The sequence below is a fragment of the Streptomyces sp. NPDC079020 genome, from assembly GCF_044542225.1.
Lineage (GTDB): Bacteria > Actinomycetota > Actinomycetes > Streptomycetales > Streptomycetaceae > Streptomyces.
Map to the genome: position 1 here is coordinate 66,625 of NZ_JBITUB010000018.1, position 15,926 is coordinate 82,550.

Annotated in this window: 14 protein-coding genes; 3 read left to right on the top strand and 11 right to left on the bottom strand. The window is 72.1% G+C overall.

The genetic code is table 11. The features are described 5' to 3' along the window. Window positions 1-2: 2 nt before the first annotated feature. From ACIGJO_RS30160 to ACIGJO_RS30170, 3 genes are read right to left on the bottom strand one after another with little or no spacing between them, the layout of a single operon-like run. On the bottom strand, window positions 3-989 hold the full coding sequence (locus ACIGJO_RS30160) for an ABC transporter permease (protein WP_399963533.1): 987 nt from the start codon (window positions 987-989) through the stop codon (window positions 3-5). Then, window positions 986-1,954 carry an ABC transporter permease gene (locus ACIGJO_RS30165; protein WP_399963536.1) on the bottom strand — a complete coding sequence of 323 codons (969 nt, stop codon included), beginning with the start codon at window positions 1,952-1,954 and terminating at the stop codon, window positions 986-988. The genes ACIGJO_RS30160 and ACIGJO_RS30165 overlap by 4 nt, the downstream gene beginning before the upstream one ends. Before the next feature lie 20 nt (window positions 1,955-1,974). Beyond that, on the bottom strand, window positions 1,975-3,720 hold the full coding sequence (locus ACIGJO_RS30170; protein WP_399963539.1) for an ABC transporter substrate-binding protein: 1,746 nt from the start codon (window positions 3,718-3,720) through the stop codon (window positions 1,975-1,977). Window positions 3,721-4,098: 378 nt separating this feature from the next. Here ACIGJO_RS30170 and ACIGJO_RS30175 point away from each other — a divergent pair, with 378 nt between their 5' ends. Further along, window positions 4,099-4,809, top strand: a complete 711-nt coding sequence (locus ACIGJO_RS30175; RefSeq protein ID WP_399963541.1) for a GntR family transcriptional regulator — start codon at window positions 4,099-4,101, stop codon at window positions 4,807-4,809. A gap of 87 nt (window positions 4,810-4,896) precedes the next feature. On the opposite strand, the gene ACIGJO_RS30180 is transcribed toward ACIGJO_RS30175, so the two are convergent. The 7 genes from ACIGJO_RS30180 to ACIGJO_RS30210 form a co-directional block, all read right to left on the bottom strand. Then, window positions 4,897-5,817: an ornithine cyclodeaminase family protein gene (locus ACIGJO_RS30180; RefSeq protein WP_399963543.1), complete on the bottom strand. Its 921-nt coding sequence runs from the start codon at window positions 5,815-5,817 to the stop codon at window positions 4,897-4,899. Continuing rightward, the gene (locus ACIGJO_RS30185) at window positions 5,814-6,878 is read right to left on the bottom strand and encodes a proline racemase family protein (RefSeq protein WP_399963545.1); all 1,065 of its coding nucleotides are present in this window, start codon (window positions 6,876-6,878) and stop codon (window positions 5,814-5,816) included. The genes ACIGJO_RS30180 and ACIGJO_RS30185 overlap by 4 nt, the downstream gene beginning before the upstream one ends. Window positions 6,879-7,082: 204 nt before the next feature. Then, window positions 7,083-8,084: a proline racemase family protein gene (locus ACIGJO_RS30190; RefSeq protein WP_266926945.1), complete on the bottom strand. Its 1,002-nt coding sequence runs from the start codon at window positions 8,082-8,084 to the stop codon at window positions 7,083-7,085. Window position 8,085: 1 nt separating this feature from the next. Beyond that, on the bottom strand, window positions 8,086-8,982 hold the full coding sequence (locus ACIGJO_RS30195) for a dihydrodipicolinate synthase family protein (protein ID WP_399963549.1): 897 nt from the start codon (window positions 8,980-8,982) through the stop codon (window positions 8,086-8,088). 9 nt (window positions 8,983-8,991) lie between these two features. Continuing rightward, complete coding sequence (locus ACIGJO_RS30200) at window positions 8,992-10,428, bottom strand: NAD(P)/FAD-dependent oxidoreductase (RefSeq protein ID WP_399963551.1); 1,437 nt, start codon at window positions 10,426-10,428, stop codon at window positions 8,992-8,994. After that, window positions 10,421-10,675 (bottom strand): (2Fe-2S)-binding protein, encoded by a 255-nt coding sequence (locus tag ACIGJO_RS30205; RefSeq protein WP_399963553.1) that lies wholly within the window; start codon window positions 10,673-10,675, stop codon window positions 10,421-10,423. Before ACIGJO_RS30205 ends, ACIGJO_RS30200 begins: the two co-directional genes overlap by 8 nt. Beyond that, the gene (locus tag ACIGJO_RS30210) at window positions 10,672-11,832 is read right to left on the bottom strand and encodes an NAD(P)/FAD-dependent oxidoreductase (protein ID WP_399963555.1); all 1,161 of its coding nucleotides are present in this window, start codon (window positions 11,830-11,832) and stop codon (window positions 10,672-10,674) included. Before ACIGJO_RS30210 ends, ACIGJO_RS30205 begins: the two co-directional genes overlap by 4 nt. Window positions 11,833-11,976: 144 nt before the next feature. Here ACIGJO_RS30210 and ACIGJO_RS30215 point away from each other — a divergent pair, with 144 nt between their 5' ends. Continuing rightward, window positions 11,977-13,548, top strand: a complete 1,572-nt coding sequence (locus ACIGJO_RS30215; RefSeq protein WP_399963557.1) for an aldehyde dehydrogenase (NADP(+)) — start codon at window positions 11,977-11,979, stop codon at window positions 13,546-13,548. Here ACIGJO_RS30215 and ACIGJO_RS30220 read toward each other — a convergent pair. Beyond that, window positions 13,511-14,725 (bottom strand): MFS transporter, encoded by a 1,215-nt coding sequence (locus ACIGJO_RS30220; RefSeq protein WP_399963559.1) that lies wholly within the window; start codon window positions 14,723-14,725, stop codon window positions 13,511-13,513. The genes ACIGJO_RS30215 and ACIGJO_RS30220 overlap by 38 nt on opposite strands. Before the next feature lie 440 nt (window positions 14,726-15,165). Here ACIGJO_RS30220 and ACIGJO_RS30225 point away from each other — a divergent pair, with 440 nt between their 5' ends. Next, a complete protein-coding gene (locus ACIGJO_RS30225) occupies window positions 15,166-15,678 on the top strand; it encodes a GNAT family N-acetyltransferase (RefSeq protein WP_399963561.1) in 513 nt (170 codons plus the stop codon). The last annotated feature ends 248 nt before the right edge of the window (window positions 15,679-15,926 follow it).

Here is a 15,926-nt window from a genome sequence, read left to right on the forward strand (position 1 = left end):
GGTCAGTTCCTCACCCTCGGGTCGACGACGGCGTACAGGAGGTCGATGACGACGTTGGCCGCCACGATGAAGAACGCTGCCAGCAGGGTGACGCCGAGCACGACGGGCTGGTCGGAGCGTTGCAGGGCGTCGTAGAACAGTCGTCCCACACCGGGGATTCCGAAGATGGACTCGGTGATGACCGCGCCGGCGAGCAGTGCGCCGAGGTCCATGCCGAAGAGGGTGAGCACCGGCATCATCGCGGCGCGCAGCCCGTGTTTGACCACGACGACATGGGCGGGCATGCCCTTGGCGCGGGCGGTCCTGATGTACGGCTGCGCCATCGTCTCGATCATCGAACTGCGGCTCTGGCGGGCGTACATCGCGGCGTAGAGCAGCGCCAGGGCGGTCCACGGCAGCACCAGGTTGGTCGCCCAGCCCAGTGGGTCGTCACTGAGCGGGACGTAGGTGGGGTAGGGCAGCAGCCCGGTCAGCCTGACCAGGGCGTACAGGAGCATCACCGCGGTGAAGTAGACGGGCAGTGAGGCCGTGGCGACGGCGCCGACCATCAGTGTGCGGTCGAGCAGTCCCCCCTTCCGCAGGGCGGCGGTCACTCCGGCTCCCAGCCCGAGCACCAGCCACAGGCAGGACGCGCCGAAGGCCAGGGACGCGGAGACGGGCAGGCGGTCCATCAGCAGGTCCCACACCGGCAGGGCGTTCTCGTAGGAGTAGCCGAGGCAGGGGAAGCCGCACTGCAGCGCATGGGGGCCGCTGCCGAGCTCCCGGCCGGTGAAGATCCCGACGAGGTAGTCGCCGAACTGTCGCCAGACGGGCTGGTCGAGCCCCATGAAGTGGCGTACCTCGGCCAGACGTTCGGGGCTGCATGTCTTGCCGCACGCCGCCGCCGCGGGGTCGGCGGGCAGCAGGTAGAAGATGACGAAGGTGACGGCGCAGATGGCCAGCAGGACACCGGCCACGCCGAGTCCTCTGCGGACCAGGTAGGTGATCACGGGCGGCCTGCCTGGGGGTCGAGGATGTCGCGCAGGGCGTCGCCGAGCACCGTGAAGGCGAGCACCGCGGCGAAGAGGAAGGCGCTGGGAACGATGAAGTACATCGGGTCCGTCTCGTAGTACGTGACGGCCTCGGCGATCATCTGGCCCCAGGAGGAGGTGGGCGGGCGCACGCCCACTCCCAGGAAGCTGAGCGCCGCCTCCGTACTGATCATTCCGGGGATCAGCAGGGTGGTGTACGCGATGACGGGCCCGGAGATGTTGGGCAGTACCTGCCGGGTGAGGATGCGCCACGGCCCGCAGCCGCAGGCACGGGCGGCCTCGACATACTCGCGGTGGCGCAGGGAAAGGGCCTCGGCACGCACGACCCGGGCGATGCCGGGCCAGCCGAAGACGCCGATGACGACGGTCATCAGTACCACCCGGTTGACGTCCTGGGCCACCGACATCATCGCGATCATGAAGATGAGCGAGGGAAAGGACATGGTCAGGTCCATCAGCCGGCTCAGTACGGTATCGATGCGGCCACCGAAGTAGCCGGCCGCGATGCCCGCGGCGGTGCCGGTGACGACGACGATGGCGGTGGCGGCGAAGGCGATCGTCAGGGAGACCTGGGCGCCGTGGACCACGCGGGCGAACAGGTCGCGGCCGGTGACCGGCTCCACGCCGAGCCAGTGCTCGGCACCGATGCCGCCGAGCGGGCCGCGGGGCAGACCTCCGAGGTAGGGGTCGATGGCGGAGGTGTCGAAGGCGGTCGGCGGCCAGCCTCCCAGCCGGCTGAGCAGGGGCGCGGCAAGGGCGACAAGGATCAGCAGCGCGGCGGTCAGCAGGGCGAACCGGCTGCCGCGGTCGTTCCACAGGCGGCGCCAGGTGGTCCGCCACGGGGCGTCGGGCGGTGCCGGGGAACCGGGTATGTCGGCCGCCGGGGCGTCGCCCGGTGCGGCGGTCTGCGCGGTGGGGCTCATGATGATGTGTCCTCGCCCTCTCAGCCCTTGCTCCGGGACGGGTCCTTCAGACCGATCACGGCGAAGTCGAACTGGCCTGTCCAGGAGGGGTGTCCGAAGGCTCCGGCGATGTTGTCGCCGACGAGCAGCGGCTTGCGCTCCCAGAGCAGGGGGACGGCCGGGGACTTGCGCTGGATCGCCGTGTCCAGTTCGGTCCAGGCCTCGTTGGCGGCGGCCGCGTCGGGCATCCCGGCGATCTCGTCCATGCGCTGCTCGACGGCCTTGTCCCGGAACTGGGAGACGTTGCCCTGGTTGCCCTTGGCCCTGATGGTGCGGCCGTCGAAGACGAACGGCAGGAAGGTGGCGGCGGACGGGTAGTCCGGGCACCAGCCGCTGATGGCCATGTCCGGGGCGTTGGCGGTGTCGCCGATGGTGTCGTAGTAGACCGAGGGGTCGACGGTCTCGATCCGCAGCCGTACGCCGACCCTGGACAGGCTCTGCTGGAGAGCCTCGGCGCGGTTCTTGTCGCCCGTGGACACGGTGATCGTCGTGTCGAAGCCGTCGGGCTTGCCCGCCTCGGCGAGGAGCTTTTCGGCCTTCTTCACGTCACCGGTGGCCGACCGGCCGTGGACCGGCTCGACGGCCTGGCCGCCCGTGAGGGAAGGCGGCAGATAGCCGGTGGCGATGTCGTTGAGGGCGGGTCCGCCGTTGGCGGTCACCTGCGCCTCCTTGTCGACGGCGTACTGCATCGCCTGACGGAGCTTCAGGTTGTCGAAGGGCGGCCGGGAGGTGTTCAGCGCGAGCATGTCGGTGCAGCCGGTGCGCTCGGCGGACAGCCGCTTCCTGACCTCGGGCCGCGGAAGCACCTTGGCGACGCTGGAGGGCTGCAGGTCGGACCACTCGACCGCGGAGGCGTCGGCGCCCGCCCCCTCGATGATCCGGTCGTCGATCTGTCCGCCCTTGAGGCCCTGGATGACGACGATCCGGTCGGGGTACGCCTTGCGCACCGAGTCGGTCGCCGCGTCCCAGTGGGGATTGCGGACCAGCACCAGCTTCTTGCCGCGGGCGTAGCTGTCGATGCGGTACGGCCCGGAGGAGAAGGGCCGGAGGTCGTACTGGACCCCCTTCTCCCGGGACGCGGGCACGGGCGAGAAGGTGGGCAGCGTGACCGTGTAGGAGAACTCGGCGACGGGTCTGCGCAGCGAGAAGACGATGGTGCGGTCGTCCGGGGTGCTGATCGAGTCGAGGTGCTTGCCGCCCAGTGGGCCGTCGTAGCCCTCGGCACCGGCCAGATAGCGCTGGGCGTAGTCGGGGCCGCCGGCGAGGTCCGGGGCGAAGGAGCGTTCCACGTTGTACTTGATGTCACGCGCACGGATGGGGGTGCCGTCCTCGTAGACGAGGCCGGGCTTGAGGGTGAAGGTCCAGGTACGGCCGCCGTCGGAGGGCGTACCGAGGTCCGTCGCGAGGTCGGGCACTATGCCGGCGCCCTTCTCGCCGGGGGCGGCCCGGAAGGTGGTCAGGGTGCGGTAGAGCAGCCGGGTGCCGAAGTCCATGGTCGGCATGACCCAGTTACGGGCCGGGTCCAGGTGGGCGAAGTCCTGGTTGGACAGCACCGTCAGGGTGCCGCCCTTCTTCGGGGTGCCTCCGATGACGGTGCCGGTGGCCACGCCGGGCTGTCCCTTCTCCGAGCCGCCGTCGTCACCTCCCTGAGCGGTGCAGGCCCCCAGCAGGGCCAGGGAGAGCGTGGCGCTCAGGGATGCGGACAGCGCACGGGTGCGACGGGACATGGGGGCACTCCTCGGTACAGGTACGGGGAAGACACGGCAGACGCGGAACAGGCCGGGTGGAAGGGATGGTCCGGAGGGATCTCGTGATCCGGGGTGGCCGGACGGCCCGGGGCAGGCGCTGCGGACCGTCCGGCCCGGGGCAACCGCTGGGGCGTGTGGTGTGTGACCTGTAAAATAGTAATGTGACATTGCACAGCCAAGGAGTAGGTCACCCTGTTATCGAACCGTGTCCCAAAGCCCCGGCCCCTGAGGGCCCCGGGAGCTCCGCACCCCGGCGCGCACGGCCGGAGACACCCCGCGTCGGCCTGCGGCGGACGATGCGGATTCTGCGCAACGTGACATTGTATAGTGCGGGGACAAACCGCTGAAAGGGAATGCATGAGTGGGCTAACGTCCCGCAAACTCCTCTCGGTGCAGGAGCACCTGCGCGACCGGGTGGCCAACGCCCTGCGCGCCGCGCTGATCTCGGGAGATCTCCAGCCCGGCGTGATCTACTCGGCGCCCACGCTGGCCGCCGAGTACGGCGTCTCCGCCACGCCCGTGCGCGAGGCGATGCTGGATCTGGCCCGCGAGGGCCTGGTCGAGGCGGTGCGCAACAAGGGGTTCCGGGTCACCGAGCTCTCCGACCGCGACCTGGACGAGTACACCGAGATCCGCGCGCTCATCGAGATCCCCACCATCGGCCGCGTGGCCCGGTCCGCCACACGCGAGCAGTTGGAGGCGCTGCGCCCGGTGGCCGAGGAGATCGTGGCCGCCGCCGACCGGGGCGACCTGATCGCCTACCTGGAGTCGGACCGCCGCTTCCATCTCGACCTGCTCGCCCTCGCGGGCAACGCCCGTCTCGTGGAGACGGTGGCCGAACTGCGCAAGCGCTCCCGGCTCTACGGACTCGCCGATCTGTCCCAGGAAGGGTCGCTGGCGGGTTCGGCGCAGGAGCACACAGCACTTCTGGACATCATGATCGCCGGGGATGCGGCGGGCGCCGAGGAGCACATGCGCAGCCATCTCGCGCATGTGCGGACCCTGTGGTCGGCGCGGAAGCGGGAAGCCGGGCACGTGTCCCCGGCCCTCGGGCGCGGAACCCGCTGACACCGGGACACGTGCGGTACGACCGGTGGTCCCGACCGGATCATCGGGCGCCTACGGACCGGACGGTCAGGTCCGCTCCCCCGGAGTTCACCCCTTCCGCCCGTAGGCCGCGACGGCGACCACCAGGTCCTGCCAGGCCATCCCGCACGTCTTCACGACCAGCGGGCGGTCGGCCGGGGCAACGGCCCGCGAGGAGATCAGGTCCGCCATGCTCACCAGCGAGTCCGGGGTGAGCGAGCCCTCGCGCATCGCCATCACGACATCGCCCGCCTCGCGGAGGGCGGTCTCCCGGCTCTCCACGACGACCGTCGCACGGCCCATCAGCGCGCCGTCGAGTTCCCGTACATCCGGTTCGTGCGAGCCGACCGCCAGCACCACCGCCCCGTCACGCACCAGACGTCCGTCGACCACCGGTTCGCGGGCGGAGGTCGCGGTGACGACGACGTCCGCGCGGGACACCGGAGCAGCCGTTTCCGCGCCGTCCGCCGTCGTATGCCGGTCCGCCCAGCCGGGAACGGGTCCCCCGCGCCGGGTGACGACCGTGACATCGGCCACCGGGACGTGGGCCCGGACAGTGGCGACGTGCCCCTCGCCCTGGGGGCCCGCGCCGAAGACCACCAGACGCAGGCCCCCGCGGGCGTCCGCGAGCGCGCGCAGCCGGTCCAGGCAGGCCGCGACCGAGACGGCCGGGGTCCGCAGGGTCGTCAGCGCCACCCCGTCCAGGATCGCCACCGGGGTCAGGGTCTCGCTGTCGTGCAGCAGATACGTGGCGTTGATGCGCCGCAGCCCGCGCGCGGCGTTGCCCGGCGCGACGGTCGCGATCTTCACACCGAACCAGCCGCCGGATTCCGAGGGCATGAGCAGTCCCTGACCATGTGCCAGCGGAATGATCGCCCGCGGCACGCCGCCGTCCGGGTCGAGTCCCCCGGCCAGCGCTTCCCGGACCGCGGCGACCGCGCCGACCGGACCGAGCGCGAGCACGTCCTTCTCGTCGAGCATCGTCGTCATCGCAGCACGAACCCCGGCAGGAGGGTGTCGTCGGGGTCGACGGTGAAGCGGCAGGTCCCGGTGGCGTACGCCGTGCCCGTCACGGCCGGTACGACCGCGGGGAGGCCGTGGGCGGTGGTCGGGCGGGCGATCCTGGCGTGGAAGACCGATCCCACCACCGACTCGTGCAGCAGTTCGTCGCCGGGGTGCAGTTCCCCGGCATCGGCGAGCAGCGCGACCCGGGCCGCGGTGCCCGAGCCGCACGGGGAGCGGTCGACCTCACCGTCCGCGAACACGGTGACATTGCGGTGGTGCAACCGCCGGGTGCCGTCGGACCGGTGGGCCGGTGGGCCGGCCTCCTCGGTGAACACCGTCCCGTAGACACCGGACAGCCGGGGGTCCTCCGGGTGTTCGGCCGCGCCGGCCGCGTTCAGCGCGTCGCGGATCTCGCGGCCCGCCGCGATGAGCAGGGGAATGTCCTCCGGCCGGACCCCCAGTCCGAACCGCTCGGCCGGAAGCACCGCGTACATGGCGCCGCCGAAGGCGATGTCGACGGCGACGGTTCCGCGCGAGGTCGCCACCTCGACGCCGCGCGCGTGGACGTAGCCGGGGACGTTGATGAACGTCACGTCCGCGACCCGGCCGCCGACGGTGCGCACGCTCGCCGTGACACGGCCGGAGGGTACGTCGATCACGACGTCCGTCGTTCCGTCGGCGGACGCCGGGACCAGGCCCGAGGCGACCGCCCATGCGCCGAGGGCGATCGTGCCGTGGCCGCAGGCCGTGGAGAAGCCGTCCTTGTGCCAGAAGAGGGCACCGAGGTGGGCGCCGGCATCGTCCGGCGGCACCAGGAAGGCCCCATACATGTCGGCGTGGCCCCGCGGTTCGCCGCACAGCAGGGCCCGCGTCCACTGGACCTCGTCGTCGGCCATCGCGGCCGTGCGCCGCTCGGCGACGGTGAGCCCGGCCCGGGTCAGGGCCGGTGGGGCCTGCGGCACGATCCGGAACGGTTCGCCCCCGGTGTGCCAGTCCACCGTCTCGATCGGTTCGGTGCGCAGCGGCCCGCGCGTCTCCGGCGTCACGGTCGCCGTCGGATGTTCCGCCCTCCTGTTCACTTGCGGTGTGTCAGCCACCGTCGGACTCTCCCGTGTCACTCGATCACGCTCCCTGATGTGTCTCTGTCTGCGTGTTTGTGGGCCGTTCCGCCGTGCGGCGTCCGGGCGGACCTGCACGGCGGGCCGGCCGCCGATCGGCGGCCGGCCCGTCGCACACGCCCCTCGGCCGGTTCACATGGTGAACCCGGCCGGGAAGGGGTCCGTGGGATCGAGCAGGTACTGCGCGGTCCCGGTGATCCAGGCGCGGCCGGTGACGGAGGGCAGTACGGCGGGCCGGCCGCCGACCGTGGTCTCTCCCAGGATCCGGCCGGTGAAGCGGGAGCCGATGAAGGACTCGTTGACGACGTCCCGCCCGGTCGTCAGCAGCCCCCGCGCGTGCAGTTGCGCCAGCCGGGCGCTGGTTCCCGTCCCGCACGGTGAGCGGTCGAACCACCCGGGGTGGACCACCATGGCGTGCCGCGAGTGCCCGGCGGTCGAGTCGGGCGCCTCCAGATAGACGTGATGACAGACGTCTATCGCGGGGTCCTCCGGATGAGCCACGGGGTTCTGCGTGTTGATCGCGTCCATGACGGCCACGCCCGCGTCGAGCAGTCGCTGCTTCTCCACCCGGGCGAAGGGGATGCCGAGGTCCTCGGTGCGCACGAAGGCGCAGAAGTTGCCGCCGTAGGCGATGTCGTAGCGGACCGGGCCGAAGCCCTCGACCTCGACCACCTGGTCCAGCGCGTGGCTGAAGGACGCGACGTTCTCCAGGGTGACCGACTCGGCGCGGCCGTCCCGCACGGCGACCCGAGCCGTGACCAGCCCTGCGGGTGTGTCGAGGCGGATGAGGGTCTCCGGCTCGACCACCTCGACCATGCCCGTCTCCACGAGCACCGTCGCCACGCCGATGGTGCCGTGCCCGCACATGGGCAGGCAGCCGGAGACCTCGATGTACAGGACGCCGAAGTCGGCGTCCGGCCGGGTCGGGGGCTGGAGTATCGCCCCGGACATCGACGCGTGCCCGCGCGGCTCGCACATGAGCAGGGTGCGCAGCCGGTCGCGTTGCTCGACGAACAGCTGCCGCCGCTCGGCCATCGTCGCGCCCGGCAGGACGCCGACCCCGCCGGTGATGACCCGGGTCGGCATCCCCTCGGTGTGCGAGTCGACGGCGTGGTAACAGGCGACCGAACGCATCTCAGTTCACTCCGGCGTCGATGAGGGCCTGGGTGGCGGCGCGCACGAAGGCCTCGGTCTCGGGGGCCAGCGCCTGCCGGGGCGGACGGCAGGCGCCGCCGGTCCGGCCGATCATGTCCTGGCCGAGCTTGATGGCCTGTACGAACTCGGTGTTGCTGTCCCAGCGCAGCACGGAGTGAAGCCGGCGGTAGAGCGGGAGCGCGGTGTCGAGATCGCCTGCCAGCGAGGCGTTGTAGAGGTCGAGGCACGCGCGCGGGAAGATCTGGGGGTAGCCCGCGACCCAGCCCTTGGCGCCGGCGAGACCGACTTCCACAAGGGTGTCGTCGGTGCCGACCAGGAGGTCGAGCCCCGGGGCCAGCTCACTGATGGCGTAGCAGCGCCGGACGTCGCCGGAGAACTCCTTCACGCCTACGATGTACCCCTCGGCGTGCAGCTTGGCCAGCAGCTCCGGGCGCAGGTCGACCTTGGTGTCGATGGGGTTGTTGTAGGCGGTGACGGGGAGTCCGGCCGAGGCCACCATCCGGTAGTGCTCCAGAACGGCGCGGTCATCGGCTCTGTAGGCGTTGGGCGGCAGGCACATGACGGCCTGGCAGCCGGCGTCCTTGGCGAACTGTGCGTGCCGCTTCGCCTCGACCGCGCCGTAGGCTCCCACACCCGGCATGACGGTGAAGCCCTCGGGAGCGTTCGCGACGGCGGTCTCCACGACGCGGTCGCGTTCCTCGTACGTCAGGGTCTGGTACTCGCCCAGCGAGCCGTTGGGCGCGACGCCGTGCAGGCCCTGTTCGGCGAGCCAGGCGACGTTGTCGCCGAAGGCACCGTGGTCGACGGCGAGGTCTTGGTCGAACGGAAGGCTCGTCGCGACGATGACGCCGTGCCAGGGCATGCGGTTCTGGTTCATGTGAACTCCTCAGGTGTGATCGGTGGTGGACTCGTCAAGACCGGCGAGCCCGCCGAGGGTGATGGGGGTCGCGATCAGCCGTTCCGCGGATGCGTACGGCTGATCGCGGGCCACGAGACAGTGCACGGCGGGCCCGCACATCCGGCCCTGGCACCACCCCATGCCGGCCCTGGTCAGCTGTTTGACCTGCCGGTGGTCGGACGCCGGTCCGTCGGCGTGGGCGGCTCGGACCGCCCCTGCGGTGACCTCTTCGCACCGGCAGACCAGCGTGTCGTCGGTCAGCCACGCGGACCAGGCAGGTGGCAGGGGGTGCGCCTGTGCCATCGCGCGGGCGAAGACTCGGTGCCTGGCCACCGCGGCACGCTTCGCGGCCAGGCGCCGGACGTTCGGCAGGCCGGACGCCCGCAGGTCGGTGAGCACCGACACAGCGGCGATCGCCCCCTCGTTCACCGCGAGCGCGGCACCGCCGACGCCGCAGGTCTCGCCCGCCGCGTAGAGGCCGGGCACACCGGTGCGCTGTCCGTCATCGACGGCGGCGGCCATGGTGCCGTCGCCCGCGTCGGCGAGGGTGCAGCCGAGAGGGACGAGGAGGTCGAGCTGGGGTGCGAAGCCCCAGCCGACTCCCACCGTGTCCGCCTCGATCCGGCGCTCGGTACCCGGGAGCGGGGTGCCGTCGGCGTCCAGGGAGGCGACACGCACCACGGCGACCCTCCCGTCGCCTTCGGCGCCGACGATCGCGGTGCGGGTACGGACCGGCACGCGGTGCCGGGCGAGTGTGCCCGCGTACCGTGCGGCCTCGGCCCACCTGGCGGGGTTGCGCAGCAGCGGTCCGGGGTGTCGCAGCCAGGCCGAGGGCGCGGCCGCCTCGCACACCGCGGCGACCTCGGCCCCCCGCGAGGCGAGGGCCGCGGCGACCGGCAGCAGGAACGGTCCCGTACCGCCGAGCACCACCCGGCGGCCGGCGGCGACTCCCCCGCCCTTGAGCAGCGCTTGAAGACCCCCGATGGTGAGCACGCCGGGCAGATCCCAGCCCGGGAAGGGAAGTTGACGATCATAGGCGCCGGTCGCCACCAGCAGTGCCGGCGCGCGCAGCACTACGGCGGTCTCCTCGGGTGCCCGGCTCCGGTCCACGGCGTGAACGGCGAACCCGTCGTCCTCACGGGCCGTGGTCCACACATGGTGGTGCAACAGCAGGGTGAGCCGGCCGGTGCGCGCGTGGGCGGACAGGGTCGCGCACAGCGCCCGGTACTCGCGCAGTCCGTGGTGGAGATCCGCGGTCGGGATGGCCCGACGCGCCTGTTGCGGGGGGTGACGCCAGAACTGGCCGCCCAGGGCGGCCCCCGAGTCGACGAGAACGACACGCAGTCCACCGTCCAGGGCGGTGGCGGCAGCCGCCATGCCGGCCGGGCCCGCGCCCACGACCACGAGGTCACCGGATTCAGTCATCGTCACCCTCGCCGGTCGTGATGGCCATGCCCGTGCGGGCCTGTACGAGGCAGGCGCGTTGCCCGCCCTTTCCGTCGATGGTCACCAGACAGTCGAAACAGACACCGATCCCGCAGAAGACTCCGCGGGGCCGCTGTCCGAGCCTGGTGACCCTCCAGGAGACCCGGCCCGAGGCGACGAGCGCGGCGGCCAGGGTCTGTCCCGGTACGAACGGCAGCGGTTCGCCGTCCACGGTGAACTCGCTCACTTCGGCACACCTCCGGTGGTGAGGAATCGGTCGGGCAGGAGGGCGGTATGGGCGGCCGGATCGGCGCCCCTCCAGGGGCGGCCGAGCAGATGGGCGGTGACCAGTGCGCCGGTACCCGGTGCGAGGCCGACGCCGGCACCCTCGTGGCCGCAGGCGTGAACGACGCCCGGCACACGCAAGTCGGGACCGATGACGGGCAGATGGTCCGGGCAGTACGGCCGGAAGCCCCGGTAGGCGCGGATCAGATGGGTGCCGCGCAGGAACGGGAACAGACGGCACGCCTGGGCGGCGAGCGCGGCGACCACGGCGGGGTTCATTGCGGTGTCGAAGCCGACGCGCTCGCGGCTGGCGCCGATCAGAATGGTGCCCGCCCGGGTGCCCTCGACGACGCACGAGGTCTCCAGCCCCTCATCGCAGGAGGCGACGTTGGCGACGTAGTCGGCGGAGTAGACCTTGTGCCGGATCATCGGCGCCAGCGGCTCGGTGACGAGGACGAAGCCCCGGCGCGGCAGGATCTCGATGGGGGCGCCGAGCCGGCGGCCGACCTCACCGCCCCAGGTGCCCGCAGCGTTCACCACGGCGTCGGCGGCCAGCACGGTGCCGTCGGTGGTGCGGACTCCGGCGATCCGGCCGCCCGGTCCGATGACCGCGGCGGCGGCTTCGCCGGTGCGCGTCCGCGCGCCGCGCCGGACCGCGGCGCGCAGCAGTGCGGCTGCCGCGAGGACGGGCTGCACCTGGGCGTCCTGCGGGTAGTGGACGCCGCCGGGAAGTCCGGGCGCGATCTGCGGTTCGAGATCCAGGACACGTTCGACGGGTTCGGTGCGGACGCCGGCCGCTGCCTGGCCCGCGGCGAACGCGTGCAGGGCGGTGAGGGCGTCGGGTGTGCTCGCGACGACCAGGCCGCCCTTGGCCTCCAGTTCGAGGGTGTCCGGCCCGAGTTCCTCGCCCGCCTCGTCCCACAGATCACGGCTGAGCCGCGCCAGTTCCAGCTCAGGTCCCGGTTCCTTGTCGGAGAGGAGAATGTTGCCCTCCCCCCGGCTGGTCGTGCCGGCGGCGACGGGCCCCCGGTCGAGAACCGTGACGTCGAGGCCCGCCGCGGCGGCGTGGAACGCGCACGCGGCGCCCACAATGCCCGCACCCACGACAACGACTTTCATAGCCACCCCCTCAGTGCAATGTCACATTCCACAGCTAGGCTATACATCGGAATGATCCGAAGACAACGCCGTCGGCAGGGTGATCTTCACCGGACGCCCGATGACGGCACGTTGCGCACCGTGCGCACAGGGAGATGAATCGTTGTGAACCTGACCGGACACTCGATCCTGGCCGGCCGTGACGCCCCTGGTACGGGGGACGCCTGGCGGGCGGTCGCCGCCGCGACCGGCGAGCCGACCGGCCCTCGGTTCCGGGACGCGTCGGCGGAGCAGATCGCCGAGGCGGCCCGGCTCGCCGGGGCTGACGCCCGCGCCTTCCGCGCCCTGTCCACCGAGCGCCGGGCGGCCTTCCTCGATGCCTGCGCGGAGGAGATCGAAGCACTCGGCGACGCCCTGGTGGAACTCGCGGCCCACGAGACCGGGCTCTCCTCGGCCCGGCTGACCGGTGAACGGGGGCGGACCTGCGGGCAACTGCGCCTGTTCGCCGAGCTGGTCAGAAGCGGAACCGCGCTCGGCGTGCGGATCGACTCCGGCGCGTCGCGGACCGATGTACGGCTGCGCCGGATTCCCGTCGGTCCGGTAGCGGTGTTCGGTGCGGGCAACTTCCCGCTGGCGTTCTCGGTCGCGGGCGGAGACACCGTGTCCGCGTTGGCCGCCGGCTGCCCGGTGGTGGCCAAGGCACACCCGTCCCACCCGGGCACCTGTGAGGCGGTGGCCCGCGCCGTTACCGCGGCCGCCGCGCGGACAGGTGTGCCTGCCGGTGTGTTCTCGCTGCTGGTGGGCCGGGGCAACGAGGTCGGTCTCGCCCTGGTGGGCGATCCACGGATCGCCGCAGTGGGCTTCACCGGGTCCCGGGCCGGCGGACTGGCGCTGGTCGCCGCCGCGCAGTCCCGCCCGGTGCCCGTGCCGGTCCACGCCGAGATGTCCGCGACCAATCCCGTGATCATGCTCGACGGGGCCCTCGCCGAGCCGGGACCGGCGGCCGGCGGATATGTGGCTTCGCTGACCAACGGCGCGGGGCAGTTCTGCACGAACCCCGGTCTTCTGCTGCTGCCGGCCGGACCCGCGGGCGACGTCTTCCTCACCGCGGTGGCACAGGCCGTGACGTGCGCGAAGGGCCAGGTCATGCTCACTCCCGGGATCTCCCGGGCGTACACCGAGGGCGTACAGCGGTGGGCGGCCGTCGAGGGAGTGCGGGAGGTGGCCCGGGGCACGGCCGGGGACGGCCCGTACGCGCCCGCCCCCGTGGTCCTCGAATGCGACGCGGCCACGTACGCCGCGCACGAGGATCTCACCGGCGAGGTCTTCGGCGCCGCGGGGCTCGTCGTGCGCTGGTCCGGGACGGAGGAACTTCTCTCCCTCCTCGAGAATCTGGAGGGCCAGCTGACAACCACCCTGCAGGGAACGGACGCCGATACGGCCACGGCCCTGCGGCTGCTGCCCGTGCTGGAGGAGCGGGCGGGCCGCATCCTGTGGGGCGGCTGGCCCACCGGGGTCGAGGTCTGCCACGCGATGGTGCACGGGGGGCCGTGGCCCGCGACGAGTTCACCCGCGACGACGAGCGTCGGCACCCTCGCCGTCGAGCGCTGGCTGCGCCCGGTCTGCTACCAGTCCTTCCCCGGCTCCCTCCTGCCCCCCGAACTCCGCGACGACAGCCCCCTGCGGGCCCCCCGCCTCGTCAATGGCGCCCACCACCTCCCCCACTCGTCCCGGTAGGCCGGCGGAGCAGATACAGGCCGACGCTCAGGGCCAGGGCCGTCACCACGGCCGTGAAGATCAGGCTCGCGGTCCGCAGCCCCAGCCCGAGCGTCAGCGCTCCCACACCCACCACGGGTACGGCGATTCCGATGTAGGCGACGACGAAGTACGCCGAAAGGGTGCCGCCGCGGTGCTCGCGCGGGGTGGCATCACCGACCGCCGTCAGCCCCGCCCGGAAGGCCAGCCCCTGACCGAAACCGCCGACGAACGCACCGGCCAGCAGCAGGGGCAGCGACTCCACCAGGACGGACGCACCCACGAGCAGCAGTCCCGCCACGAGCGTCAGGCATCCGGCGGGCAGCGCTCGGCGCGCACCCAGTCGTCCGGTCAGCAACTGCCCCAGAGTGGAGGCGAGGAAGGCGGAGAACGCCACCGCCCCGGACAGGGCCAGATCATTGATCCCCAGCACCTCGGACACGAAGCTCGGTGCGACAGCGGTGAACAGCCCGAGCAGCGCGAAGCCCGCGAAGGCGGCGATCGCCGCCGAGGGGAAGACCCCCCGCGCCTGAGGCGCCACGGCCATCCCCTGGGGCCGTCCATGAGGCAGCCGCCGGGGACGGGCCACGGTCTCGGGCAGCAGCCGGGCCGGAACACAGGCCGCCACCACCAGGGCCAGATGCACCGCGAACGGCAGCCGCAACGGCGCCGGAGCGTACTGCGCGAGCACACCGGCCAGCAGCGTGCCGCAGCCCAGGCCGCCCATGTTCGCCGCGGTGGCCGCGAACCCGGCACGGGCCGCGCGGTCCGGCGGGGCGAGTTCCATGACGGCGGCGGTCGCCGCTCCGGTGAGCAGTCCGGCCGAGAGCCCCGACAGCAGGCGGCCCGCGAAGAGCAGGGGCAGACCGCCCTCGAACAGGAAGCACAGATCGGCGGCCGCCGCGAAGCCCAGGGCGCACAGGACAACAGGACGACGGCCCACCTGGTCGGAGTAGTCGCCCGCGAGCAGGAGGGAGGTGATGACGCCGACCGCGTACACGGCGAACACCACCGTCACCATCAGCTCGGAGAACCCGATCTGGGCGCGGTAGAGCCCGTACAGCGGCGTGGGCAGGGTAGTGCCCGCCATGCCCACGGCGAACACCGCCGCCGCCACGAGGTACCCGGGGCGGCGGCTCCTGCGGTGACGTGCGGTCATGCGAGCACGGTACGAGCCACTCCGCCGGAATCCTCCGCACCGGCTGGTTCCGCGGTCGGCGACCAGCCATCCGGCCCCGCGACTACCGCCCGGAAGAGGAGTCCGCCCACGGCTTCGGCCGCCGGCCGGGCTTCCACCGGAGCACCGCCGGCAGCCGGGACAGCGAACGCGGAGGCCGCGGCGCCGAATTCGCCGCCGGGACCGGACGACGAAGGTCCCCGGCCAGGCCGCGACCCCACGGGACGGGCACATCGGGCGCCCTGATAGTTTGTTGTCAGTACTCAAGCCTTCCCGGCCGGGCCCCGCCTCCGCCAGGGAGGCTTTTTTCATGCCCGGGCTCGCCCCGTACGCGACGGGGCCACCACCGTGATCCCGCCGCGCCGCGCGCGCCCGCCCGGGAGCCCCGGACACCACGGTTTCACGCAGCCCGAAGGAGATTGATGAACGACGTATCCGTACGCCTCGCCGAAGCATCCGACCAACCGACGCTGGAGCGACTCTGGTTGCTGTTCGGACACGACATGTCCGAGTTCAGCGGTGCTCTGCCCAACCCCGACGGAACCTTCCGGAACGACCGGCTCCACGCCGCTTTCACGCAAGCCGACTGGGCGGCCTACCTCCTGACCAGCGGCACATCGCCTGTCGGCCTCGCGTTCGTCCGCAGCCTGACTGCTCCGACACGCGTGCTGAACAGCTTCTTCGTCGTCCGTGGGGCGCGCAGAGCGGGGATCGGGCTGCAGGCCGTTCAACAGGTCGTGGCGAAACACCCGGGGCCCTGGGACATCGCCTTCCAGCAGAGCAACACCGCCGCAGTCGCGTTCTGGCGTCGCGTTGCCACCGAGATCGCCGGCGGCGAATGGACCGAGGAACGCAGGCCGGTACCGGGGCGCCCCGACCTGGCACCCGATACCTGGATCACGTTCGACGCCCCGGCTGCCGGGCCAGGCGCATGACGTCGTAGCCGGCATCACCGACGATCACGATGTCCGGGTCCCCGGCCCGGCCGGGCAGCGCACCGGCCGCACCCACGCGGCAGATCACGCCGGCCTGCCCGGTGCCGGGGGCGCCCCCGGACAGGCCCGCGGATCGGCGGGCGCGGGCGGCCATCGCCGCGCCCCGCTGTCGCCGATATCAGGTACAGGCCCCGATCATGCGCGATATGCTGATGCAGATTGTGCAAGCGATTTGCAAAATGAGGAGG